Origin of the sequence: Sphingomonas piscis (assembly GCF_011300455.1) — a bacterium.
Taxonomy (GTDB): Bacteria; Pseudomonadota; Alphaproteobacteria; order Sphingomonadales; family Sphingomonadaceae; genus Sphingomicrobium; species Sphingomicrobium piscis.
This window is the reverse complement of the sequence record NZ_CP049869.1, coordinates 1,894,184-1,917,695: the sequence shown is the minus strand read 5'-3', so window position 1 is coordinate 1,917,695 and position 23,512 is coordinate 1,894,184. Positions and strand designations below refer to the sequence as shown.

Here is a 23,512-nt window from a genome sequence, read left to right as displayed (position 1 = left end):
ATCAAGGTACGCGAAACTAGACCCCCCGAAACCGATATAAGCTACGCCAAACTGGTCCATATCCCCGAGATGGTCCTGATTGTATCGAGACTGCCCATCGGATGGCGTCCGATCTGGGTCCAGCTTTCCGCGTTGTCGGCAGAGTAGAACACCCCGTACTCGTCGTTGACATACCCAACGATGAAGATTGTCGCCGGCCCGCCGGCAACTTCCGGTGCACCGTATCCGAACGAGGTTACTTCCTTAACACCAGCGACCTGCTGCCACGAAGCGCCTCCGTCCTTGGAGTGCATAAAGGGAACGTCAGCCCCTTTATTGGGATCGAAATCGTCGAGCGGCCCCGATGTGAAAAATAATTCCCTCGCCTGCCCCGGGACTGCTTCAATTTTCGCGTTGAAGGACGACCATAGGCTAATTGTGCCGCTGAACACCTTGGTCCAGTTCACACCTCCATCATGGGTTACATAAACTCCTGACTTGACGTCATAGAGATAGAACGTGTTCGGTTCTACACGATCGGCCGTGACAGTGGTGCGCTTGAGATAATAGCCGGCATGAAACCCCGTCCAGTCTGTCTTGCCCGGAAGGACGACGTCGGTCCACGTCTTCCCGCCGTCCAACGTGTAGGCCGGTGCATTGGCACTCGCCGACGCCCAGATGAAGTTTTCTGGCGTACTTGCCGCGATGCTACCTCCGATTGTCTTTAAGGCAAACGACGGAAGGCCAGTGAACTTTTGCCAAGTTCGTCCTCCGTCGGTCGAAAAGCCGCTATTCTCTTGTGAACCCCAATCAGATAGTCCGACAACGAACGAGGGATTGCTCGAGGCGTAGTCCAACGACCAGCCCATCGAGAAACTACCCCCGTCGTAGCTGGTCGCATAGTCGTCGAGATTATGCTCGGTGAAAAACGGACGATCCCACGACGCAAAAATCGGGTCCCCGCCGGCAGGCGCTATGATATCGTTCGACACCAGATTCTCGATTCCGGCAGTCTGAGAATGCCAGACCGTATCTACGTATTTGCCGGACGCATCGACGCCCAAAGTGGGTGTTAGCATCGTATTCCATACGCCAACGCCTGCCGACTGATACAGCTTGTTGGGTGTGAGGGGGTCGAACATAATTGCCGTAGTCGACATGTAGGCGCCGCTGCCTGCAAGCCAGGGAGCATCGCCTGTGGCCTCCAGCTTGGTGCCCCACGCGTAGCCCTGCCAGGATGCACCGCCGTCCATGCTCTGCTGAAGCGAACCTCCGCCCGTCGACACTACGATGTGATTAGCGTTGAATGGATCGACCGCAATGGCGTGAGCTTGGGTGACGGCAGTCTTGGTCCAAACATCGCCGGACAGTTTCCAGACGGAATGGTCATTCGCGTCAGTGACGAAAAGGTTGCCATTGGGTGAGACCGCTGCATGGGCAATGTCGTTCGGACCGCCCGATGTGCGGCTCCAAGTGACACCCTTGTCATCACTGCGATAAACGCCGCCGCCGTCGGTTCCGACGTACACTGTGTCGCCATGGAACGTTATACCGGAAAGACCCGCGTCTTTATTGGTTGCCAGGACCGGGATTCCCGCAGCCTTCTGCCAGGTCATACCTCCGTCGCGAGTTACCCACAGGCCGTCCTTCTGCGTGCCTGCAAAGACGGTATTGGGGTCGCTTGGATCAATTGCCATGCGCTGACCATCAGCACGGCTCGCACCATTTGCGTCCATGGAGACATTGGGGAAATTCGTCTTCGTCCAGTGCGCACCGCGGTCAGTGGTTTTGTACAATCCGCCAGCAAGCTCCATATACATGATGTTGCTATCACTGGGCGCTATCCGGATTTCGTATACCCCCTCCGCCTGCTGTAGGCCAGCAGGCATGCTGCTCGCGGTAACGAGTTGCTTCCACACGCTTCCCGTCCAGATATACGCACCCGCACCATCAGTTCGGCATACGATCGTTCCATCCGCATTGCTGTCGATCCCGGTCGACATGCCGCCCCCACCGATCTTTACTGGCTTCCAGGTGCTATCAGTAGCAATCGTACGCGCCATTGCAGTCTCCATTCACACGCAACCCCCTCCGGCCGCGCTTAGGTGCGTGGCCAAGCTCGTACCAAAAGGTAAAAATTACCTTGCGAGTAAGTTTACAGTTTCTAAGGACTTGATGATTTTAGGTTAAACGACACATGTTTACCAACATGTTGCTTGGACCAATTCGGACCCTAGCGGGCTTCGCTGCAGATATAAATGCTTTGAATCTATTGTATGATTGATTAGCAGCGTTATACGCAAGGCCGCTAGATTTTGTTTATATTAACGCGGTTAATTATCGTGATATAACGATCTTTTATCGCATCTTGTGTCAACTGGTCTATCAAGCAGCATTGGAACACTCGTCGTCGAATGGGCGAACGTCGCTCCGCCTTCGCGGATGTGCTTTCGTGTTCTGGCAATTTCAAAGTCATCGCCATCGAACCTGACGGTCAGAACATCTTCGCGCTCGAGCTGGTCTTCAATGGAAAGCGAGCGCTTGCATTGTCGAGCGAGTATTAATGTCTGAGCCTGTATGCTGGGCCATGGGTCGACGATGGGTATACCGACGCGTGGGCTCGTCAGGCGCACAAGTCGAAGGACGTTCGGAAACCTAAAAAAAATGATATATCAACACTCTCGAGCGCCAAGCCCATCTAACGGCTCGAGCTTGTGAAGGTGGAAATCTACGGCTTTGAGATGATCGTATCCCCAGGTAATGATATCTTATGGTTGTTACGGTTTCTAACGTTTCCCCGGTCGAGTTGCACAATGAAACCGCGCGGGGGCTTCCTCATGTAGGCGCAAGTTCTCGGCATTAGAATCATGGTGCGAGGATTGAAAAAAGGGTTCAAATGCTAATTGTAATCCGCCAGCCGAACTGATCGCAGAGCTCATAGTAGGATTGAAACCCTGTCGCAGTATGAGGAAAGCGATTTTGTCACGAGCCAAAAGCAAGATGTTCCTAGTTCTTTTACTTGCATGCGCCTCATGCTCGGGCGCAACATCCCCGACGCCTGCAAATGAGCCTGCGGACTCGTGTCCGAGTATCGACCCTAATACTGTTGGCTTCAGGCCTATCCGTTTGGGCGGCGGGGGTTATGTCGTCGACATAGACACATCTCGGGACGGCGGAACAATCGTCGCGAGAACCGACGTTCATGGTGCCTACCGTTGGGATCGGAGAGGCAATGCTTGGAAACAGCTGGTAACCGCCCAATCGATGCCAAAGGACGACCATCTCGTTTCGACAGGAAATGCCACTGGTGTCTACGCGATAAGAGTTGCGCCAAGCGATGCCCGTCGTGTTTACATGGTTGCTCCAGCCTTCAATGGATCCGCTTCTTGGATATATCGCAGTGACGACCGCGGGGAACACTGGAGTCGAACGAACTTTCGCCCGCAGGAAATGTCTGTTCAATCAGCAGGTCGTACTTTGGGCCCCAAGATGGCGATCAGCCCTGAAAACCCCAACGTCGTCTTTGTGGGCGATAGTGCCGGGCGTATCTATCGGACGGTGAACGGCGGCGAAACGTGGGAAGTAGCCCGGGGCGTTCCCGTCGGTTCGGAGCCCGCGATCGCCTTCGTGAAAAATGACTTCGGGCCGATCGGCCTCGTCGTTTCGACCGGAACAAATGGAACCTACTGGTCAGATGATCTGGGCGAAAATTGGACAAGTCTGGTTGGGGGTCCCGCTTCAATCGCGCGGCTTTACGCTAGCAATGGGGTACTGTTCGCAACGGATCGCGAAAACAATTCACCGTACAATGCTTGGAAGCTTACGCAATCGCAATGGCGAAGACTTAATATCAAAGCGCCAGGACGTCGAAATAGCTGGCACTCCATCGCCATATCTCCGATCAATCCAGACGTGGTTGTTCTCGGCGCGGCGGCAGGCAACATCGCGTTTTCCGAAGATGGAGGCGCAACCTGGAACGACTATTACATGAATGCGCCGTCCCGCATCGCCAAAGATGTTCCTTGGTTGGCCAAGACGAACGAGAGCTGGATGACGAATGGCAACATGCTGTTCGACCCGATGCAGCCCGATGGTCTACTCTTTGCTGAGGGTATTGGTATCTGGAGGACCATCCCCTCCCGCTCGAGTGCGCAGCCCGTGTGGCATTCGCAGACCCGTGGCATCGAAGAACTTATCGTCAACGATCTAGTGGTACCGCCGGGAGGAACTCCTATCGTTGCCGTTCAGGACCGTGGCGTCTTCACCATCACCAATCCAGGATGCTTTCCGGAGTCACACGGCCCCGCTTATGACGTTCCCATTCGTCACGGCTGGGCGGTGGATTATGCTGCCGGAAACCCACGATTTATCGCGCTAATCGCAAATGGCGGAGCGAACGATCGCTCAGGCTACTCTACTGACGGAGGCCAATCTTGGCAGCCGTTCGTGTCGTCAGCACCCGCGAAAGCACCCGGGCACCTGGGCGGTTCGATCGCGGTCTCAACGGACAAGAACTTCGTTTGGGCACCGTCTAACAATGGCCGCCCCTTCTATACCCGGGACGGTGGTCGCTCCTGGCAAATAGCGGAATTTCCGGCCGACACTTCCTCAACGGGAGCATTGGGGTGGACCTTCAGCATGTACCAGAATCGCCATGTGTTCGCCGCGGATCGAGTCAAAATAGGTACCTTCTATGCCTACAATTACGGGCCATCGGCAAACAAACGCGCGGCAGGCATCTATCGCTCGGGTGATGGCGGGGCGACGTGGACAAAAGTCTCGAAGGGTTTTGGTATTCCGGGTAGTATTGGAACCTCGGCCAGGCTCATGGCAGTGCCCGGAATGGCAGGTCATCTCCTCTTTGCCGCCGGGACGACGGGGCTTACTGACAAGCATCCGTATGGTTTCGCGCTGCAAGCCTCGCGCGACGGCGGCGTCACCTGGAGGGCACTGGGCCGTACGCAGGAGGTGTGGGCTGCCGGTTTCGGTCGCGCTGCCGCTGGTCGGTCCTATCCGACTATTTTCATCGCTGGCTTCGCGAATGGAGATCTCAAACCGGGAATTTTCTGCTCAGTCAATGAAGGCCTGTCATGGACCCGCCTGACAGAGGCCCCGTTTGGAAACCCTGACGGAATCCGAGCCATTTCAGGCGATATGCAAAAGACCGGTCGAGTATATTTCGGTTTCTCGGGGTCTGGTGCAGGATACGGCGTCTTCCAAGCCTGCCAGTGACGATCCTTGTAGGAGCGCTACCAAAGCTTGTTCGCGCCCTTTTGACGTAGAAGGCGGTTGGCGGTGATTGCCGGGATTATGGACACGACCACCGCTGCAATGCGAATGGGGAGCATCGCAAATGATCTCACGCCCCGCACATTGGAGCCGCGAATGCGACCTATTAGGATGGATCGCGGTATGACCCAGGGTTTGCCGCGGATCTTTTCGCCCACGATGCGATCGACCCAATCGGGATCGCTATCGTTCCACTGCGCGATGTCATAGCCTGCCTGCAAGGTCCGCTTCTGTGCGCACAAGAATTCGAATATCCAGCGATTCACCATCGTACCCACCAGGATGCGCCGTTCATGAGCAAAGAACTCCGACACGTTGTGTGCCTTGAAGTAGTGGGTCGGTTGAGAAGCACTGACTACGCGTCCTTGAACTATCGGCTTAGTGAAGCCCTCCGTCGTCACCATGGCATTCAGAAAGCCATCCTCCGCTGGCGTGTCACTTGGCAGCCAGATCTTGTCGATATCCGATAGGCGCGTCACGTAGAGCGAGCCATTGATCACGTCCGGCTGGCGGGAAGCTGACGAGATTGCCAATGAGAAACGATCGATGAGGCTACCTTTTTCCTTGCGACTGATATCCTTGACTGGAAAGCCACTCAGCACCGCGAGAGATGGACGGGATCGAAGTTGATCGAGAAGCCCTGCTAAGACGCCACGGTCAACGAATTCGATATCCGCATCCACGAAGACGACAAATTCATTGCCCTCAAGAGCTCGTGAACGGCAAGGTTCCAAGCGCGGCTTTTCCCGCCCTGACGAATGTCATGCACATTCAGAATGGCATTCCGGGCAGCGAACGTCTTGCCACGATCTGCCGCTTCCAAGGCGGTGTTATCAGTACAGCCATTCGCGACGACATGGACTTCGATCGCATAGGAGCGATCAGCGAATAAACTTTGTTCGGCAAGATGGGTCAGCGTTTTGCCGATATTCTTCGCTTCGTTGCGAGCGAGAATACAAATGGCGAGTCTCACTTGTTGAGTTTGCATGCCAGTTTGGGGTCCGTCCAAGCCTCTGATCGAAACGCGAGCCTTCCTAGAAAGCGGGGAAGTTGATGTCGAGCCAAGCCTTCCTCCATCGCTTTGGTAACAAGTTTGCTCTAGCTGAGGCTATGATGAGCAACGGCCGAAAAAACTGGACCTCGGGGCAATGAAGTGGATTGTCCTCCTCCTTATTCTTGCCGCCGTGCCGATTTCTGCAGGCCTGATCCGTTCTAACCCGTCCAAGGCGCCCCTATTCTGGGGTCTGGTTGGCTTCCTCCCCTTCGTAATCGGTCCGTGGCATCTGATGATCGCGCCCTATGCGACGCCAGTCTGGAGTGGTTATGTTAGGGGTTGGGAAATCAGTCTGCTCGACGCTTTGGCTGTCGCTATCCTCCTGGTCATGCCGAAGCGGAGCTGGCGAAAACCAGCCAACTTGTTCTTACTGCTGATTTATATCCTGTCGGTAACCTTGGCCGTCTCTCAGGCCAAATTCCCGATGTTTGCCTGGTCCTATGTCATTCAGCTCGTTCGCGCAGCGATCGTCTTTTTGGCGGTGGCCCGCGTCACCGAATACGAGAAGGGCGAGAGAGCGCTTCTGATCGGTCTGGCATGTGGAATCGCGCTTCAAGCCGGATACGCCATTTTCGCGCGGTTCGGCGGAGCGCTGCAGACGGGTGGTTCGCTCGGACATCAAAACCTGCTCGGGTTTGTCTCGCATTTGGTGCTTATGCTTTCCTTCGCCGCCCTCCTTTCTGGACGTTGGACAAAGGTTGGGGCAGTGGGGTGCCTCTCGGGCGGCCTCGCAGTCATTCTTACAGTTTCACGCGCTACGATCGCAATCAGCCTCATTGGCGTAGCATTGACCTATTTTCTCTGCCTGACCATGAAGCCTACAGGAAGAAAGCTAGCGACTGGCGTTCTGTTCACGGTAGCCATCGCAGCCGCCTTCCCGTTGGCGAACGCAGAACTCCAGCGGCGTTTTCAACTTCAGAAAACTACTTTCTTCGCTGCCGACGAAGAGCGTCTGGCATTCGAACGCGCCGCAAATGCGATGATCAAGGCGCGCCCAATGGGCGTCGGGCCTAATCACTACGTGTTTGTTGCAAACACCGAGGGCTATTCGGAACGAGCAGGCGTGACATGGGCCTCAGGCAGCCGCTCGACAAACGTCCACAACTCCTACCTCCTTGTGGCGGCGGAAAGCGGCTATTTAGGCATATTAACCCTCGTCTTCCTTCTTGCGGGTGCAATCTTCACTGCCCTGGTCACTGCCTTCCGGCATCGTGCTCACCCTTCCAGCGAGTTGCTGATCGGGCTCGCGTGCGGGATTATCGCCATGTGCATTCACGGCTTCGTCGAGTGGATGTTTGTGATGTACCCTACCCAGTACCTTTTCGCGATCTCACTTGGTATGATCGCCGGCTTGCGAAACCGTATTTTGGTGGAAGTCAGATCTTCAGCACTCCGCCGGAAAATGCTGCACAAAATGAGGGCTTCGCGCTTGGAGCCCGGTTCGGTTTGATGTCGTCCGAGCCCCGATCGGCGCTGTCCCGGAAGTATCGACTCCCCTCCAAGATTTAGGTTTGAGCAATTGTCTGTTCGGCGCTCACTCGTGTGGACTTACCTCGCCCAAGCGACCAATTTCCTTATGGGCTTTGGTTCATCGATCATCGTCGCCCGGCTAGTCAGTCCGCGTGATTTCGGCATCTTTGGGATGGCCGTCGCTATTACGTCCATCTTGAATGTATTTCTGCAGTTTGGGCTGGCGCGCTACATCATTCGGGAAAAAACAGTCAATCGCGACCTGTTGCGATCCCTCTTTACCGTGAACACCATCCTTACCTTCGGCTATTTCATTGCAATTCAGGTTGGCGCCTGGATTTCGCTGTGGACGAATGCTCCTGAAGTCGGGCACTTTCTCCTTGTCTTCTCCCTTTTTCCCTTGATCGCGATTTTCGAGTTTATCCCGGGCACTCTCTGCGCCCGCTCGATGAAATTCGGCATCATCTCGACAATTGCGGTGATCAAAGCGCTCGTCATTTTCTCGGTCACGATCAGCTTCGCCCACCTAGGTTTTGCCTACATGAGTTTCGCTTGGGCTTCGGTGCTTGCTGCGGCTGTGACGGCCATCTGCTACAATGTTGCCTGCTTCAGACCCGACGTCTGGAAACCGCGATTCAGGGATTTTCGTAAACTCGTTCACTTCGGGATCGACATGATCGGCGTCGGAGGCCTCAATCAGCTGAGCTCGCGCGCCGGCGAAATGGCGCTCGGGTCGATACTGGGGCTCGGCAACCTTGGTCTCTACACGCGCGCGTCCAGCTTACCGACTACCTTGCATCTGAATGTCTATGGGGTTGGGACAAACGTGATTTTCAGCCGCCTGTCGCAGGATCTGCGGGACCACGGCGAATTCCACCAAACCTATTTCCGTTTCATGCGGCTCTTGCTCGGTGCCCTGTGGCCGGCGATGCTCGGCATGGCCATCTTGGCTCAACCCTTGGTGAACCTGCTCTACGGGTCGAAATGGCTTGGAGCTGCGACGCCTCTGGCTCTGCTTATGCTCTCGACCGCTGTCACGCTCGCAATTGGAATGAGTGCCGAGATCTACATCCTGCGCCATGAAACGAGGAAACAGGCGAAGATCGAGACCTTTCGAGCTTTGGTCGGGTTGTTTCTGTTCCTGATCGGCGCGACCTTCAGCCTGACGCTGGCGGCGCTAGCCAAGGTGCTCGAAGTTATGATCGCTTACTTCATCTACCGAAAGCCGATGGATGAATTGGTCGGCGGGCGACCGGGAGAACTGGAGTCAGTCTACCGCGAGTCTCTCGTCCTTGCGGTTGCAGCATGTCTGCCGAGTGGCGTGCTGACCCTGATCTTTCACAATTCGCCGAAGACCCCACTGACTTTGGTATTCGGTTCGGTCGCCCTCGGCGTCCTATTCTGGGTTCTGCTGATTATTCGTCTGCGCCATCCGATTGTTGACGAGGTTAGCAACCTCTGGCCAGTTCGCCAGAACGCCGAACCCGGGCCAAGGTAAGGTCCGCCCTCGACGATCGCCTCCAGCTTTCTGGTGGCGCTCGCGTCCAACTTAAGATCAATAGTGACGTCAGCGACTGGATATTGCTCGATGAGGCTGATACACTCCTGAATTGCCGCCTCGCGGTCGAACGTTCAGTAGAACGCCACCATTTTAACCGTCAGGATAGCTGTTATGACGATAAGCAGCCGCCCATTTCTCGCGTGTAGGCCTCTGGGCGGCCGGCTGGTGACTGCAAGTCAAACATAGCGAAAGTTGTTGCTAGGCGACAAGCGCCTTCATCGACAGTTTACGCGAACGCGCCAACATGCTCCAGCCTGCCGGTCCCGCACTCGCCTTCAATCTCGCTTGTGCCCGCCTAGGCGTTTACGTCGTGGCGGGGTGATAAGGTGCCGTAAGCGGTATCGACAATCTCTATACACGCCGTCTCGCTTGAAGAAGCCTAACCTCCCATCGTTCAGCGATTGCTGGAAAGATGATCGTCGCAGCGGCTGTAACGATAACGTGCTCTTGAGTAGCAGGCCTCATAGTCCACAGCAAAGGAAACGTTCGTCAGACGTTCGAACGTGCCGTTAAATCTCTAGTGTCTCCCAAGTCTTCTTTGTTCGTCCAATCCATTCTTAGATTGATAAGCCTGAGGCGTTTCGCCCGGCGACTATGCGCGCCTTCTTCACGACGCGGGTGATGACGTAGCCGCAAGTCACGGCATCTATTCTCCCTTCAAAATGTGTTGTAAATCTGTGTTATGCAGGTGTTCCAAGTGGTGCCACCGGTCGTCCGCGATGTCGGCAACGGGTTCGAGATGGATCAGGATTTCCTCAAGAGCCTGTCGATCTACATGGACACTTTCGAAAGCTTTTCGTTGGCTTGCCCAGTCCGGGTTGAAGACCCTGAGGCGTGGGGCCTGGGTCAGTGTGTCCCGTTCAAAGATCTGCCGTGGGGCCTGAGAGATTCAACTTCATCCCGCTTCCGACTGTCCATCGGCCTGGCCCGTTCCTCAAAAGCCTACCTAGCGTTCGAAAGATCCTGCGTGCCGAGGTTGAGGCCGCCGAACACTTGATCTTCACGCCGTACTCTTTGATCGGCGATTGGCCGAGCATTGCAATTCGCGAGACCGTAAAACTGGGCAAATGCTACACCATCGAAGCAGACGGGGTGCACGGCGACATTTTACGAAAGCGGCACATCAGCCATGTCGCATGGAAACGTTGGGTCAAGCGTAATGTAGAGTTCCCGGCATTCGATCTAAACTATCGTTACAACCTGCGGCACTCGGCCCTAGCCATTTTTCAGGGGCAGGACGTTTACAATGCCTATGCTCGCTACTGCCCTCGCCCAGTCAAGCTGAACCACCACGTTCCGGTCTACGCCGGCGACCACATTTCCCCAGATCAACTCGAAACAAAGCTGGTATCGGCTCAGCAAGGCGACAGGCTAAAGATCGTCTACGCCGGACGCGCAATTGACATGAAGGGGCCTCTCGAATGGATGGCGACCCTCCAGCACCTCAACGAACGAGGAGTTAAGTTCGAGGCGACTTGGCTTGGTGACGGGCCGATGCTCGACGCGATGAAAGCGCAAAACATTCCTGGCGTCCACATGGCAGGGTTCGTCGGCGACCGTAATCTAATGCTTACGGTCCTCAGAGGGGCTCACGTCTTCCTGTTCTGCCACAATACGCTCGAGTCGGCTCGCATCCTTGGCGAGGCCTTAGCCTGCGGTGCCCCGTTAATCGGTTTCCGCACGGACTATCCCGCTGACTTAGTGTCTGACCACGGTGGCGGTCTGTTCAGCGATATGGGCGACGTGAACGGCTTGGCAGAGATTGTGGCGAGACTAGACAAGGATCGGACCAAATTGGCCGACCTGATCGCAAGCGCGGCAGCATCAGGACGTGAGTTCGACCGAGATGCGTTGCTTCGAAAGAGAGTAGAGATGGTGAAGGCCAATCGTGCGAGCGGAAAGCGTCTTCAGCTCAAGGACGAGCATTTTGAGCGCCCTGGTCCGCACAGGCTGGGGACGTGACTATCGAGGCCGATGAGCAAGGTCGCTTCACCCTACCTGTTAGCGATATGGCGATTCCAGCTGGCCGTACGCTCGCCCAGTCTAACCCGCCGTTGAACAACTGAACGCAATTGCTCTAAGTATAGCAAATGACTTTAGCACTATCCCGAGCCTATCAGAAGGTCGTCATCGCCACGCTGCGTCCATACACATTGCGGCAACTTCCAGGCTGGGGCAGGCTATACAATCGGTTAGCAGCTTGGGAGCAGAACGATCGCTGGACGGGAGCGCCAACCGTTGAAATGCGGCACCGCGATCATGGTTATGTTACCCTTCTGGATCTGACCAAGTGGGCTGACCGGCTGACTTACTTCCTCGGACGCTGGAGCGACATAGCCATTCAAACGGCTGTGAAAGAACTGGTCAAGCCAAGTGACACGATTGTAGATATTGGCGCGAACCGTGGTGACTTCTCCCTATTTGCTTCCTCGGTCGTACCACAAGGTAAGGTGATCTCTTTTGAACCTAACCCGGTATGCCGTGGCAGGCTGATTGAGACCATTGAGCGCAATTCGATTCGCAACATCGCTGTCCAGCCTTTCGGGCTTAGCGATCAACCCGCCGAACTCACCCTCTATATTCCAGCTTATAACGATGGCGAAGCGACGTTTGCCGGCGAAGGTGCATTCGATCCTAATCAAACAAAGGCTGTCACTGCCGAGGTCAGGGTGGGCGACAATGCACTTTGCAGCGAGCGCATCGCACTCATCAAACTGGACGTGGAGGGTTTCGAGCTGCACGCACTCAAAGGATTAACTGAAACTTTCAACCGCGACCGTCCCCCGCTCATCATCGAGATTGCGCGCAAACATCTCGCCCGCGCCGGATCATCACCGGAGCAAGTTATCTCCTACATCGAGAGCTTGGGCTATTCAGGTCGCATGCTAGGTATCCAAAGGTCTAATGGCCATCATAGGTTCAAGCTTGAGGCGCTACCCAAAGGCGATGAAGGCTATGATGCTTTATTCCTTCATAAGGACGATCCACGCGCCTCATTTCTGACGGCCTGACTCGTAGCGCAGGCAGAGCACGCCAGTTTTGGCAAAGATTACTACGAAGCAGCAACACCAAGCATTCCAGTTCAATGGGTGTTCGGGTGGATTAACAAAGGCTCAGGGCTTTGTAGCTGAGTTGAAGTCCTGATGAAAATAAGCGTCGGGCGAACGGTAGCAGTTAGCCTTACCTTGCGTTCGTCATCACCCGTGTGACCTTCAAATGCGTCTAGTAACAATCGAGCCGAACAATTGCTTTAGTAGTAGCGAATTTCGTATTACCTGATCAAGTGCTTCCCGCAAAAGTCAAGGCCATCCACTTTCTATACGTTGAGAGCTCCGGTGATAGTGCTGGAGTCGTTTTTCGGGCTGTTCTTGACGTTAGCAGCCGCTGGATGAGGAGGAGAACTTAAGGTTATTCGCTTCTAGTGGCTTCATCTGTCCCACTCCTCCCTTCGGGCATTTAGCAGGTTCTTCGACCTTGGTCTTTGCCGCAGAAGATCCGCCAAGAATCAACACACCCCCACCTTGATCAGCCTTCAGTGATGTAGTTTGTTGCGTACTCGCCTTCTCCCGAGGCTGCAGACCGATCAGTTTGTCTGCCTCAAGTATAGACATAGCTTCAGTTGTGGCCTCCGGAGCGATGGAAAGCTGCGCTGGGTCGATCAACTCGAGCGAAGGTGGAGGAGACGGTGGAGCGGGCTCTTCGTCTGCATAGCCTTGGTGAAACGCTGCCTTGGCTCCCAATTTTCCCCGAAAACTGTAAAAGATGTGCCGTCCTACTACTGCAGCTTTGTCAAGCGAATCTGCCCAATATGGAAGGACATAGTCCGCGTGATAATGCGTCGCGTGGCCAACTGGCCCAAATACACGGCCCGCCAACGCCTCACTAGCAATGCGGCGAGAACGTTTCCAAAGGTACGCTATCGGGATCTTTGCTAACGAGCCGTCGCAAGTGAAACTGAACTGGCAACCTGATGTCCGGGCACTGCCTTCATAAACTACACCGCAAACGGAGTTGGGATAGCCGGGATGACGCAGTCTGTTCAAAACGACTTGCGCTACAGCGCGCCCTCCATCCACGCCTTCGGACGCTGCCTCATAATAAATGGCCTGGGTCAGGCACTCGACCGCACGTAGGCGGCTGGCAGTCTGGCCGGTAAGCCTAAAACTCGCGGCAGGATCATAGCGTCGCTCTACAATGGGCCGCTCGGCGTTGGCGGCCTTTGCATCATCGGGCGTGAGCGCTCGTAGCAGATCAGGAGCAGGTAACCGCGGCAATGATACACGTTGGGGCTCAACTGCTTGCGCTCGTAACGTACCGCCACTGTTCTGCCCTTGCAGTAAGGCGACGCAAGCAGCCGCAACCGCAAGGGTAAAGGCTGCCAACAGTATTAACAGTCGGGACTTGCGGATGGCCTTCCCAGTCCATGACGGAGGGAGCTGCTGGGCCACGCTCGAAATTTTCTTCACCGGCGCATTAGCCTTCATCAGTCGGCTTGGAATTGCGATACCGTGCCGCCAAAATGAATATCCGAGGGCCCTCAACCAGATAGCGACGCCACATACGTCTAGGATCTCTACAAAGGCGGTAAGCCCATTCTAAACCGAGTAGCTGCACAGGGCGGGGAGCTCGACGCTGTAGTCCCGCTACAAAGTCCAAAGCTGCCCCTACGCATAGTGCCACTCCTCCAGCTCCGCCACGACGGTAAACCGAAGCGGCGATCATCTCCTGCTGCGGTGAGCCTACAGCTATAAATATAAAGCGCGCATTCTGGCGAAGAACGAAATCTGCCGCTGCCTCTTGAGCCGCAAAATCGTTGCGTAGGCCCATTGGCGGAATGTGTTGAGTAAATAGTACATGTGGAAAGAGCAGTCTGAGCTGGTCTAGAAGCTTCAGGCTACCCCCGACGATAGCGATCGAGTCCTTTGGCCGTACGACCTCGTGAAGCAAGCGCGAGGTTAGATCACTTCCGGCTACCACCGGCAAATCTGTGCCCTGCAGACGCGCCAACATCCTTAGAACTCGGCTATCGCAAAGTGACAGGTCTGCCTGCTCGTAGAGGGGCTTCAGCGTTTCGCCCGTGTCGCCATCGTTCAACCGGACCACATGGTCCACGTTCGGAGTCACGAGGTAAACGTACGGAGTGCGCGCTGAGACAGCGGAGAGAAGACTGAGTACATCTTCCATCGTAAGACAGTCGAAGCCGACACCAATGAATTGGGTTCGCTTAGTATGCATCAGCATCCAGAAAAACCGCTCGAAGGGTTAGCATCAAGATCCAAAGGTCCAACCAGATGGACCATTGATTGATATACTGCTGATCAAGCTCCACCCGGCGCTTCGCGCGTTCCAATGTTCGGATCTCGCCCCGAAGACCTTTCACTTGTGCCAAGCCGGTGATGCCTGGCTTCACGCGATGCCGACCAGCATACCCCTTTACCGCCTCCTGATAGTAACGGTCCTCGACCTGCATGTGGGTCGCGTGAGGCCTTGGCCCTACCATGGACATGTCCCCCCTGAGCACATTGAAAAGCTGCGGCAACTCATCTATGCTAAGTCGCCGGAGGATGCGCCCAATTGGGGTTACGCGCGGATCCTTTTTCGTTGTCGTTTGCAAACCTTTAAAGTCGGCGTCATCCAAGTACATGGACCGGAACTTAAGTACTTCGATGATTTCGTTGTTAAAGCCAATACGAGGCTGAACGAAGAACACCGGGCCGGTGCTTGTTAGTTTAATCAGCAGTGCCGATAAGGCCATGACGGGTAGCACCACTAGAAGTGCGATGGAGGCAAGTAGCAGGTCCTCGAAGCGCTTCAGCAGACCGCTGACATCGCGCCAAGGTCGCTGCCATAATGTCAGCACCGGCACAGAACCAAGGAGCCGCACCCGATATTGCGGCGCAAGGTCGACTGCCTGGTCCGGAATTAGCGAGATATCGATGCACACGGAGCTTAGTCGATTCATAATCTCCTGCAGGCGAGCAGAAGGCAGATTTCGGACACTGATTAGAACTTGATCGACCAGCCCGTCGCGGGCCATGTTTGCGAGCTCCTCGCTTCCACCTAAGAATGGAAGATCGGAGTACGCCTGAAGTTTTGGTCTGTCGTCTGCAACACCAATAAAGCTAAGATGCAGTAGTTCGCTAGAACTCAGCAGCCGGCGGATGCCGCTAATGGAGTCAGGGTCCGCGCCGTAGAAAGCAATGCGTTGCCCGATCACACCTCGCGAAGCCAATTTGGCGAGCAAACCACGGAATGGTATTCGCGACGCGGTGAGCAATAGTACTGTCGTCCCAAGGTAAATCGTACTTAAGCCTCGTGAAAAGCTTTCTACCATGCCTGCTAGAAAAACGAGGGCTGTGGCCACTAGACCGCTCATGAGAGCGTCAAACTCAGCGCTGTCGCCTCGCTCGTTGATCGTGAAGAGGTTTTGGAGATAACTGTCCTTCGAGACGCGCATCAGTATGAACGTTCCCATCATCGCTGTGCCGGCGAACAGATGGACAGAAAGCACAAGCCGATCGCCGAAGAGCCAATGATACAGGATGAGCGCAATTGGTATCGACAACGCGCAACTCAGCATGTCCCGCAGAAAAACCAAGGGCCCAACGATGTTCGATGTAAACCGAACACGAGCCAACATTGAAGCAGGACGCTCAGTCTGACGTGAACTGGGCCGCAACTCATTGTTGATCGGCAAGTGACCTTTCTTTGGGGGCATCATGCGAAACTTCGTGCCATTCGCTGGTTTCGTTGATCTTCGAACTCTTTCGAAAGACGAATAGCCGCGTCGTTCCCCTCGGTCCTCAAAAGCCAGTTCCTCAAAGCCACATAAATCGTACGATCCGCAGTAATTTCGTGAAAGGCGTCCCAGAGCGTCCGCCTGGTGTCATTTGGGAGTCCAGCTGCTAGGTAGATCCGCGCCAACATAAGCCGGGCTTGGGCAGATTGACGCTCAAGCGTGATTAGCCGCTGAACGTCCTCAATTGCCAGCCGGTGATCCCCGGCCGCACTGCGCAGCTCGGCACGCCCACGGATCGCGTCTGCGTTCGATGAGTCCATTGCGATTACCTGATTAAGCCGATCCAGACCAGCGGCGCGCTGACCAATTCTTGCCATTGCTAGGCCGTACAAAGCATTAGGCACCGCGTTTGTCGGATTGATTGGCAGGGTTGCAGCATCTTGCGTAAGTTCGATTACCCATTGCGGTTGATTGGCTGCAATCAGAAATCGCGCGAACGCTTCTCGGCGAGCGCCAGTTGCGGCCTTTCCAAACTTGAAGACCGCGCGTGCTATTTCCCTCTGTGTTCCCAAGGCAACCCAAGGATACAACAGCTTTTCAATCTGGGTCGCGTTCGCGCTTTTAAGCCCTTCAATTGTCACCTGAGCCGCAACTAAGGCCCTACCCGCCCTCAGCTCACTCTCAATCAACTGAGCCCTTAGCTGACCGTCTGCAGGTTGCAATCTTAACAGATGACTCGCGGTAGCTGCGGCGTCGGGCCATAACTCCCGAAATTCGTAAATGCTTAGGAGAGCACGGAGGCTGGGCTCATCCGAAGGCTGCAGGCGTACTTGCTCTCGCAGCACGTCGATGGCCTGCTGCGACTCACCCGACCGAAGCAAGATTCGAGCTCGCAGAACCTTGGCGGAGGACTCGTAGGGCGCCGAGGCTAGCAGAAGATCAGCCTGCCTATTTGCTTCCTCTATGTCACCGCGACGCAAAGCTACGTACCCGAAGGTCAGTCGCACTGCTGGATCTTCAGGTGCGACTATCTCAAGCTCCCGCGCCCGCTGCTCTGCTTGTTCTAAGTTGCCTGACCGCAGCGTGATTTGGGTTAGAATGGCAAGAATCGATGCGTTCGCTGGATCAAGTTCATGGGCGTGCAAAAAAGCTTCGTACGCGGCCGAATAGTCGCCAAGCTGAAGTTGAACTTTCCCGAGTTCAGCCCAGTACTCAGCAACAGTGTCATCAGCGGATACAAGGCGCAGAAGAGCCTGACGCACGCCTGACAGATCGCCCGCGGCGGCAGCCGCTTGGTATCTTTGGTACGCTTCACCGGCGCGGTCCTGTCGTGATTGACATCCCGCAAGTGCAGCGAGTGCGACGCACGAAGCAAGCAGCAACGCGTTTATACATCTGGAGTTAGCCATTGGTTAGTAACACTAGACGTACGAGCCAAAGGTGACCAGAAGCTCAACGATGCGGTTTGCCGTTATGACCCGAATCGGTGTCATCAGCGAAAATGGGAGTTTTCACGTGCGGCTACTTAGAGTTTTTATCCTAGCAGCAGCAATCATAAGTGGTGTGCCGATGCAGGCCGCTGCTCAGCCCGGTTTACCTGCAGCTGCCGGAGTAGCTTACCGCATCAACCCTGGGGATGAGCTCGAGGTGCTGGTTTGGGGCGAAGAGAGGCTGCAGCGGACTGTAAGGGTCTTGCCCGATGGGACTTTTGCATTCCCGCTAGTTGGCCAGATCTCTGCGGCAGGTCGGCTTCCCGCGGAACTCGAACGCACGATCACCATTGGACTTCAGCCGCAGTATAAGGGGGAAGTCCCGAGGGTGAGCGTATCCGTGAAGAACCCCTCCGGATTTCAATTTTCCGTGATTGGCAAGGTGAAAGGTCCTGGGACATTTACGCCAGGGCGTTACGTTAACGCTCTTGAAGCCCTCAGCATTGGCGGTGGCCCGACCGAGTTCGCTGACCTCAGCAACATCCGCATTGTACGAAAAGCGGGAAGCAATCTTGAGATTATTCGGGTGAAGATTGGCGATGCGCTAAGAGGAAACGCGGGTCGACTGACTGCTTCAGAGATCCCGCAGATCATTAGCGGCGACACGCTGGTGGTACCCTAATGCGCACGCCGACACTTGGACGCTTCCTTGGAGCAGCTGTTTTGATTTGCCCGGGGAACGCCGCGGCCGCGGCCAGCCAATCTTACGTGGATCTGGAGGCAGGCCTAGGTTATTCGACTAATCCTCTACTGAGACCTGGCGCCAGCACATCCAGCTCCTTTGGTCGGATCTCCGCTTATGGGTTTCATGGATGGTCAACCGAGCGAAGCGCTAGCAGTCTTTCGGCGTACATCGAAAACACGAGTTACATTCGTCGCCATTCCAACAAGCAGACATTCGATCTTAGCGCGAACACTAGTCGGGCCGCTACTGAAAAGGTGCAGCTGTTCGGGCACTTAAGCTTTAGCGGAGATGTTGGCGGCCAATTAGGTTCTCGCTTCTACGGCGTACCCGCAGGCTCTGTACCCCCAGATCCTGTTCAAGCAGACGTCGTCGATCCCGACCTTTACGCCCTTTCTCGACGAACTTACCGATTGTCCGGACGGATTGGAGCTAATGTTGCCTTGTCGGCTAGAGACTCCGTTACAAGCTCTTTTGCCGCTGAAAAGTTGTTCCTGAGCGGAAATCAAGATGATCTTTCCTTCGCACAATACGACGGATCGGTCGCTTACGATCACCAATTGAATGAGCGAGTGACGGTCGGTGGCCGCCTTATCGCACAGCTATCAGACTACACCGGTGGCCGATCGATTACCTCAGTTGGGCCGCAGGCGACTGCCCGTGTTCGCTTCAGCTCTCAATGGGATGTCTCTGCTGCGATTGGTTTCGTAAGGACGAGTGAGGACTCAGGCACGGTTAGAAGCTCGCAGTCCTCTATAGATCTAGCTTTGGACGGCTCCGTCTGTCGGACACTTGAATATGAGCGTATTTGCGTAAACTTCGCACGTCGCAACCAATCCTCGATTGTGGGCGGTGCTAGAACATCTACTTCTGCCGGCTTAACTTATTATCGCCAATTGGGTGCAGATGACCGCGTGCAACTGGCAGCCTCTGTCATCCAAACTGGTAGCTTGCGTAGCCTTGATCAGGATTTTACCTCGACCTTCCTTAGCCTTGCTGGTTCCTATGATCGCAGGCTCAATCAACGATTTTCGGGCGGCATTAACCTGTCCGCCAGAAAGCTAACGAGATTTGGTCCCGATCCAAAGAATGACCTCAGCGGGTCTGTTTTTCTGCGGTACCGTCTAGGAGACATTCGATGATTTCCGAGACTGAACAGTCCGAGGGCGGCATGGGGTGGTTCTTCAATCACCTGCCTACAATTCTGTGGCAACGTCGAAATCTCGTCCTGGTGCCGTTTGTCGTACTGTCTCTTGCCGCGACTATCGCAGCTTTTGCATTGCCGACAGTTTATCGTTCGACAGCCAGCCTGCTTGTCCAGTCTCAGGACTTGCCGGACGCACTCGTGCAATCGCCGGAAGCCGGAGACATCGAACAAAGGATCGCTCGCATCCGTGAAAGGGTGCTAAGTCGGGGAGACCTGATACAGCTTATTGAGCAGAACAACCTATATCCGAATCTTCGCCGCTCGAAACCGCTCTCCAAGGTGGTGGAAAAGATGCGGAATTCAACGACTGTAGGAGCCCAGGCCAACGATCTCGGTGGCCAATCTGCCAAGAGCGCGCCGATCGCTATTGACATGAGTTTTGACTATTCAGATCCCACTCAGGCCCAAGTGGTTCTTCAAAGCTTCGTGAATAGCTTTTTGACGATGGACACCGAAGACGTTGCGGCTCAGGCACAGCTAAGTGTTCGCTTCTTGGAAGATCAGGCAACCAAATTGAGGTCGCAGATCTCCACCATCGAGAACCAGCTGACCAGCCTGAAGGCGAGGAACGGCTCGGCGCTTGCTAGTACCGGCGCTCCCCCAATGCTGGACCTGGGTAGCTATTCGACTCAGATTGCGAGTTTAGAAAACGATAATCGGCAGTTACTCGCACAGGCCAGCCGCGCCCCTCCCAAGCTTCCAGAGCTCGCAGCAGCAGAGGCTGCCTTGGCGGCTGCAGAAGCTATGTACAGCGACAGCCATCCGGACGTCCAAGCTGCTCGGACTCGCTTGCGCTTGGCGCAACAATTAGCGCGCGAAAGTTCGGCCCCAAACGACTCCGCAGTGATCCGAAGCCAAATTGCCGCCAACAATGCGACGATCGCCTCACTTCAGCAGGCTCGTGCAGCTGCCATGGCCCGAGCTCAAGCGTCGGCAACTGGGTCCGCACGAGCCCCCGCCATTCTCGAGCAGGCTATGCAGCTTGAGAATAAGGTTTCTGGCCTACGTGACCAGTATAAGTTAGTTTCAGACAACTTGCTGAAGGCTCAAAATGGCGCCCGGCTTGCGAACGAACAGAGGGCAGAGCGGCTTTCGCTCGTGGAGCCTCCGAGTCTTCCGGACAGTCCGTATTCACCCAACCGCCCGCTGCTCGTTGCAGCCGGCGCCGCAGCAGGGCTGATCTTCGGGCTGCTGCTTGCGTGCGCAGTCGAATTCATTCGAAGGCCGCTACGCAGCCCATCGCAGATAGAAACATTGGGGCTGCCGTTGATAGGCGTTGTGCCATTGATAGGTGAGAATAAGCAGCCAAACCGCTTTGGCAAAGTCTTTCAGAGGAAAAGAGTAAGTGTTGCATAACAGCCTGCATCATCGCGGATCGCATCAGGCGAATACCCCTGCAACCCCGTCGTCGGAGGTCCGGCACTCACTCGACAACCCCACTCATGTACAGTGGAGTTCCGAACGAGCACTGGCAGGCGCGATTTACGGTTTCGACAGCATAGATCCTCGTTCAAGAAGCTTTAATCTTATTCGCGGGCGTTTGCTGCAACTGATGAGGCAAAGAGGTTCTCGTGCGGTCGGCGTTGTCTCTGCTACGCCGGAGGTCGGGAAGTCTTTCGTCTCAGCCAACATCAGCGCGAGTCTAAGTCGAGACCCTAGAATACGGACCTTTGCGGTTGATCTGGATCTTCGTCGAGGATCGCTCACTGCGCAGTTCGGTATCGTACCGGAGCGTGGATTGAGCGAACACCTGTCAACCGGCACGCCGCTAGAAACCTTCCAGCTGAACGGGGAAAACTTGACCATTGTTCCTACAATGGGAGGATTCATGCATTCTGCTGAGCTGCTTGCATCACCTCGCGCGGAAGCGTTTTTTCAAACGCTGCAAAGCAGCAACGACCGAGATCTATTTATCTGCGACCTCCCACCGGTTTTCGCGAACGACGACGCCGTGGCAGCTATGGCGCACTTGGATTGCTACGTTCTTGTCTCGGAAGAAGGTAGGACTACTGAACGAGAAGTTCGAGACGCAGTTGCGGCACTGGGACGAGAGCGCTTGGCAGGTGTCATCCTGAACAAGTTTCGTGGAGGACTTGTCAGCGATGGCTACGGAGTAGATCCGTACTATGCTCAAGGTTATGGCTCGCCTACCTCGCCACGTTGAACGCAAAACGCAGGTGGTCTTACCGCGGGCACCCAGGCCTTACTTCCCGGGAGCGTAGCCCTCTTTATACTCAATCTTTGCAGAGGTCCGCAGCTGCTTTACCCGCTGCTGAAGCAAGTCAGAGGCCCTCTGACGCCGAACCATTTCAACTGCCTGAGTACGGGCAGCCGAATCCGGAAGCGGTACAGGCTGTCTTGCAACAATGACGCTTGCAACTGAGCGGTTGCCTGCGGGAACGATAAAAGGCTCGCCCGGATCAAGCGTCACCAGCTTGGCATAAATCTCAGCAGGAATGACACTAGTTACAAGCTGGTTAGTGCCGCGCTGGAACGGAATGCTTGATTGAGATAGCAGAGCTGAAAGTTGCTCAAGGGACTTAGCTTGTGCCACCTGCGCTAATACCTTGGGGTCCTTTGGCGTGTCGTACTGCAGCTGTTCGAGCTTCCAGGCTTCCCGTTTTGCGAAGACCTGCGGTTGTTTAGATTGGATGTCAGCAATCTGAGCAGGGGTAGGAATCTTACCAGTCTCCAGCTGTCGACTGGTGAGCATACCAATCAATAGGTCTTCGGTCACACGGCGCTGCCGGTTTATGAACTCAGGTGAGCGATCAATTCCTTCTTGACGCGCTTGCTGCGCCACCAGCTTACGGTCGATCAAACCCTGCAGGACTCTAGCAGTGGCTTGCTTCTTGTCCACGCCTGCAGGAAGGTTTGCCCCCGCGAGCTCTGCATTCAGTTCTGAGCTGGTAATCTCATCGTTGTTCACGACTGCAACGGTCTGACCATCCGCTTTCTTCTGGCAACCGGACAAAGTGGTGGTCACCAGAATTAGCCCCAGAAGGAAGCGCGATTTCATGAACTTTTCCCTACGGAAGTTATCCTTCAGTGTCGATAGCATTGATGCTACGCTCATGCCAGAGAGAGCCAAAGGGAGTTGTCGTGGAAACACCATACGACTGGATCACTGTCGGGATCTTCGCTGGTCTGATTGTACTTTTCATGCAGCGATCGACAGCTGAGACCGAGCATGAGCATGACTCACTCTGGATGTATCTAGCTGCAGGAGCTGGATGTGGGCTCGCGAACTATCTCGGAAACAAAGACATGGATATACTCGGCATCGGAACCATCGTTGTGACGCTTGCTTTCATTTTTCACTTCCTCAAGCCCTTCTCGAGCCGAAAGCCTCTTTAAACGTCACTTACAAGGATTCTGCGATCGGCAGTTTGGATCCCGCTAATCATCGCTTCAACGAAGTCGGCGAGGCGAGTGAACGCGGAGGGGCCATCAGCATCTACTGTCGAGACCCTGACTAGAACAGCATCGGGGATGCGGCCTTTCAAGTTGTCGACGGCGATCGCTAAGCGTTGCTGAGCCCAGCTGATTGGCATCGCGTTGCCGACCCTCGTCCAATATAAGATGCGTTCTACGCGCCCCGGATTACTTGCTGTAAGCTGGTTCATGGTAAGCGTCCGCTCACCGCCGATAAGCGCCTGCCGCTGGATGATCGGTGATAGCTGAAATCCGCCAGCCGGGTAACAGAACTCTGGGCGGTGAACCTGCAATAAACCAGTCTGAGCAGAACTCTGCGCGATGAGGAGCATCATGTCGGGGTTGATGCCGTCGGAGTACACTCGGGTGAGCAACTGAGAATATAGAGCATCAGAAAGCGGGTCCTCGGGAGGAACAACTAACCCACTCGTCGTGGCGAATCGCCAATCCCCGATCTGCGTCGGGATGAGACGCTCAAGCTTGCGCGACCCAAGGTAATCGACTTTGTTTCGCGGTTGCCGAGCGAAAGTAATCCCAGCCGACGCTGTCAGTGCAAGGCTTAAAAGCATCTTGCGACGATCGAGTTTAGGTTCGAAGTTCATGACC

General features: G+C 55.1%; 18 protein-coding genes. 9 read left to right on the top strand and 9 right to left on the bottom strand.

Annotated features, from left to right (window positions below; genetic code table 11):
* Positions 1–41: 41 nt before the first annotated feature.
* Positions 42–2,042: a WD40/YVTN/BNR-like repeat-containing protein gene (locus G7077_RS09675; RefSeq protein WP_166411519.1), complete on the bottom strand. Its 2,001-nt coding sequence runs from the start codon at positions 2,040–2,042 to the stop codon at positions 42–44.
* Positions 2,043–3,243: 1,201 nt separating this feature from the next.
* Between G7077_RS09675 and G7077_RS09670 the strand changes: the two genes are divergently transcribed.
* Positions 3,244–5,211, top strand: coding sequence for a WD40/YVTN/BNR-like repeat-containing protein (locus G7077_RS09670; RefSeq protein ID WP_166411518.1), 1,968 nt, complete (start codon positions 3,244–3,246; stop codon positions 5,209–5,211).
* 17 nt (positions 5,212–5,228) lie between these two features.
* Here G7077_RS09670 and G7077_RS09665 read toward each other — a convergent pair whose 3' ends face one another.
* Positions 5,229–5,951, bottom strand: coding sequence for a hypothetical protein (locus G7077_RS09665; RefSeq protein WP_166411517.1), 723 nt, complete (start codon positions 5,949–5,951; stop codon positions 5,229–5,231).
* Positions 5,912–6,256 (bottom strand): glycosyltransferase family 2 protein, encoded by a 345-nt coding sequence (locus G7077_RS09660; protein WP_166411516.1) that lies wholly within the window; start codon positions 6,254–6,256, stop codon positions 5,912–5,914. Before G7077_RS09660 ends, G7077_RS09665 begins: the two co-directional genes overlap by 40 nt.
* A gap of 160 nt (positions 6,257–6,416) precedes the next feature.
* On the opposite strand from G7077_RS09660, the gene G7077_RS09655 reads away from it, so the two are divergent.
* The 4 genes from G7077_RS09655 (at position 6,417) to G7077_RS09640 (ending at position 12,364) form a co-directional block, all read left to right on the top strand.
* Positions 6,417–7,772 (top strand): O-antigen ligase family protein, encoded by a 1,356-nt coding sequence (locus G7077_RS09655; RefSeq protein WP_166411515.1) that lies wholly within the window; start codon positions 6,417–6,419, stop codon positions 7,770–7,772.
* Between the two features lie 90 nt (positions 7,773–7,862).
* Positions 7,863–9,290, top strand: coding sequence for an oligosaccharide flippase family protein (locus tag G7077_RS09650; protein WP_166411514.1), 1,428 nt, complete (start codon positions 7,863–7,865; stop codon positions 9,288–9,290).
* A 1,056-nt stretch (positions 9,291–10,346) separates the two neighbouring features.
* Positions 10,347–11,315, top strand: coding sequence for a glycosyltransferase (locus G7077_RS09645; RefSeq protein ID WP_166411513.1), 969 nt, complete (start codon positions 10,347–10,349; stop codon positions 11,313–11,315).
* Between the two features lie 128 nt (positions 11,316–11,443).
* A complete protein-coding gene (locus G7077_RS09640) occupies positions 11,444–12,364 on the top strand; it encodes an FkbM family methyltransferase (RefSeq protein ID WP_166411512.1) in 921 nt (306 codons plus the stop codon).
* 363 nt (positions 12,365–12,727) lie between these two features.
* Here the strand turns inward: G7077_RS09640 and G7077_RS09635 are convergent, their stop codons facing one another.
* The 4 genes from G7077_RS09635 to G7077_RS09620 form a co-directional block, all read right to left on the bottom strand.
* Positions 12,728–13,837: a cell wall hydrolase gene (locus tag G7077_RS09635; protein ID WP_166411511.1), complete on the bottom strand. Its 1,110-nt coding sequence runs from the start codon at positions 13,835–13,837 to the stop codon at positions 12,728–12,730.
* On the bottom strand, positions 13,827–14,363 hold the full coding sequence (locus G7077_RS09630) for a WecB/TagA/CpsF family glycosyltransferase (protein ID WP_246167540.1): 537 nt from the start codon (positions 14,361–14,363) through the stop codon (positions 13,827–13,829). The genes G7077_RS09635 and G7077_RS09630 overlap by 11 nt, the downstream gene beginning before the upstream one ends.
* Positions 14,364–14,577: 214 nt before the next feature.
* Positions 14,578–16,050 (bottom strand): exopolysaccharide biosynthesis polyprenyl glycosylphosphotransferase, encoded by a 1,473-nt coding sequence (locus tag G7077_RS09625; protein WP_166411510.1) that lies wholly within the window; start codon positions 16,048–16,050, stop codon positions 14,578–14,580.
* A 20-nt stretch (positions 16,051–16,070) separates the two neighbouring features.
* The gene (locus tag G7077_RS09620) at positions 16,071–17,474 is read right to left on the bottom strand and encodes a tetratricopeptide repeat protein (RefSeq protein ID WP_166411509.1); all 1,404 of its coding nucleotides are present in this window, start codon (positions 17,472–17,474) and stop codon (positions 16,071–16,073) included.
* A gap of 76 nt (positions 17,475–17,550) precedes the next feature.
* Between G7077_RS09620 and G7077_RS09615 the strand changes: the two genes are divergently transcribed.
* From G7077_RS09615 to G7077_RS09605, 3 genes are all read left to right on the top strand, one after another.
* On the top strand, positions 17,551–18,204 hold the full coding sequence (locus G7077_RS09615) for a polysaccharide biosynthesis/export family protein (RefSeq protein ID WP_246167137.1): 654 nt from the start codon (positions 17,551–17,553) through the stop codon (positions 18,202–18,204).
* Between the two features lie 1,198 nt (positions 18,205–19,402).
* Complete coding sequence (locus tag G7077_RS09610; RefSeq protein WP_166411508.1) at positions 19,403–20,827, top strand: GumC family protein; 1,425 nt, start codon at positions 19,403–19,405, stop codon at positions 20,825–20,827.
* A 382-nt stretch (positions 20,828–21,209) separates the two neighbouring features.
* The gene (locus G7077_RS09605; RefSeq protein WP_343039925.1) at positions 21,210–21,635 is read left to right on the top strand and encodes a P-loop NTPase family protein; all 426 of its coding nucleotides are present in this window, start codon (positions 21,210–21,212) and stop codon (positions 21,633–21,635) included.
* Positions 21,636–21,674: 39 nt separating this feature from the next.
* Here G7077_RS09605 and G7077_RS09600 read toward each other — a convergent pair whose 3' ends face one another.
* Positions 21,675–22,490, bottom strand: coding sequence for a SurA N-terminal domain-containing protein (locus tag G7077_RS09600; RefSeq protein ID WP_246167136.1), 816 nt, complete (start codon positions 22,488–22,490; stop codon positions 21,675–21,677).
* Between the two features lie 44 nt (positions 22,491–22,534).
* Here G7077_RS09600 and G7077_RS14430 point away from each other — a divergent pair, with 44 nt between their 5' ends.
* The gene (locus tag G7077_RS14430; protein ID WP_343040030.1) at positions 22,535–22,828 is read left to right on the top strand and encodes an XrtV sorting system accessory protein; all 294 of its coding nucleotides are present in this window, start codon (positions 22,535–22,537) and stop codon (positions 22,826–22,828) included.
* Here G7077_RS14430 and epsI read toward each other — a convergent pair.
* A complete protein-coding gene (gene epsI, locus G7077_RS09590; RefSeq protein ID WP_166411504.1) occupies positions 22,825–23,508 on the bottom strand; it encodes an exosortase-associated protein EpsI, V-type in 684 nt (227 codons plus the stop codon). The genes G7077_RS14430 and epsI overlap by 4 nt on opposite strands.
* Positions 23,509–23,512: the final 4 nt, after the last annotated feature.

Bases quoted from the DNA above. Each gene is read 5' to 3' on its own strand.
- G7077_RS09675 (WP_166411519.1), bottom strand. From the start codon at position 2,042: ATGGCGCGTACGATTGCTACTGATAGCACCTGGAAGCCAGTAAAGATC.
- G7077_RS09670 (WP_166411518.1), top strand. From the start codon at position 3,244: ATGCCAAAGGACGACCATCTCGTTTCGACAGGAAATGCCACTGGTGTC.
- G7077_RS09660 (WP_166411516.1), bottom strand. From the start codon at position 6,256: ATGCAAACTCAACAAGTGAGACTCGCCATTTGTATTCTCGCTCGCAAC.
- G7077_RS09655 (WP_166411515.1), top strand. From the start codon at position 6,417: ATGAAGTGGATTGTCCTCCTCCTTATTCTTGCCGCCGTGCCGATTTCT.
- G7077_RS09640 (WP_166411512.1), top strand. From the start codon at position 11,444: ATGACTTTAGCACTATCCCGAGCCTATCAGAAGGTCGTCATCGCCACG.
- G7077_RS09635 (WP_166411511.1), bottom strand. From the start codon at position 13,837: ATGAAGGCTAATGCGCCGGTGAAGAAAATTTCGAGCGTGGCCCAGCAG.
- G7077_RS09630 (WP_246167540.1), bottom strand. From the start codon at position 14,363: ATGTTGGCGCGTCTGCAGGGCACAGATTTGCCGGTGGTAGCCGGAAGT.
- G7077_RS09615 (WP_246167137.1), top strand. From the start codon at position 17,551: ATGCGGTTTGCCGTTATGACCCGAATCGGTGTCATCAGCGAAAATGGG.
- G7077_RS09610 (WP_166411508.1), top strand. From the start codon at position 19,403: ATGATTTCCGAGACTGAACAGTCCGAGGGCGGCATGGGGTGGTTCTTC.
- G7077_RS09600 (WP_246167136.1), bottom strand. From the start codon at position 22,490: ATGAAATCGCGCTTCCTTCTGGGGCTAATTCTGGTGACCACCACTTTG.
- G7077_RS14430 (WP_343040030.1), top strand. From the start codon at position 22,535: ATGCTACGCTCATGCCAGAGAGAGCCAAAGGGAGTTGTCGTGGAAACA.
- epsI (WP_166411504.1), bottom strand. From the start codon at position 23,508: ATGAACTTCGAACCTAAACTCGATCGTCGCAAGATGCTTTTAAGCCTT.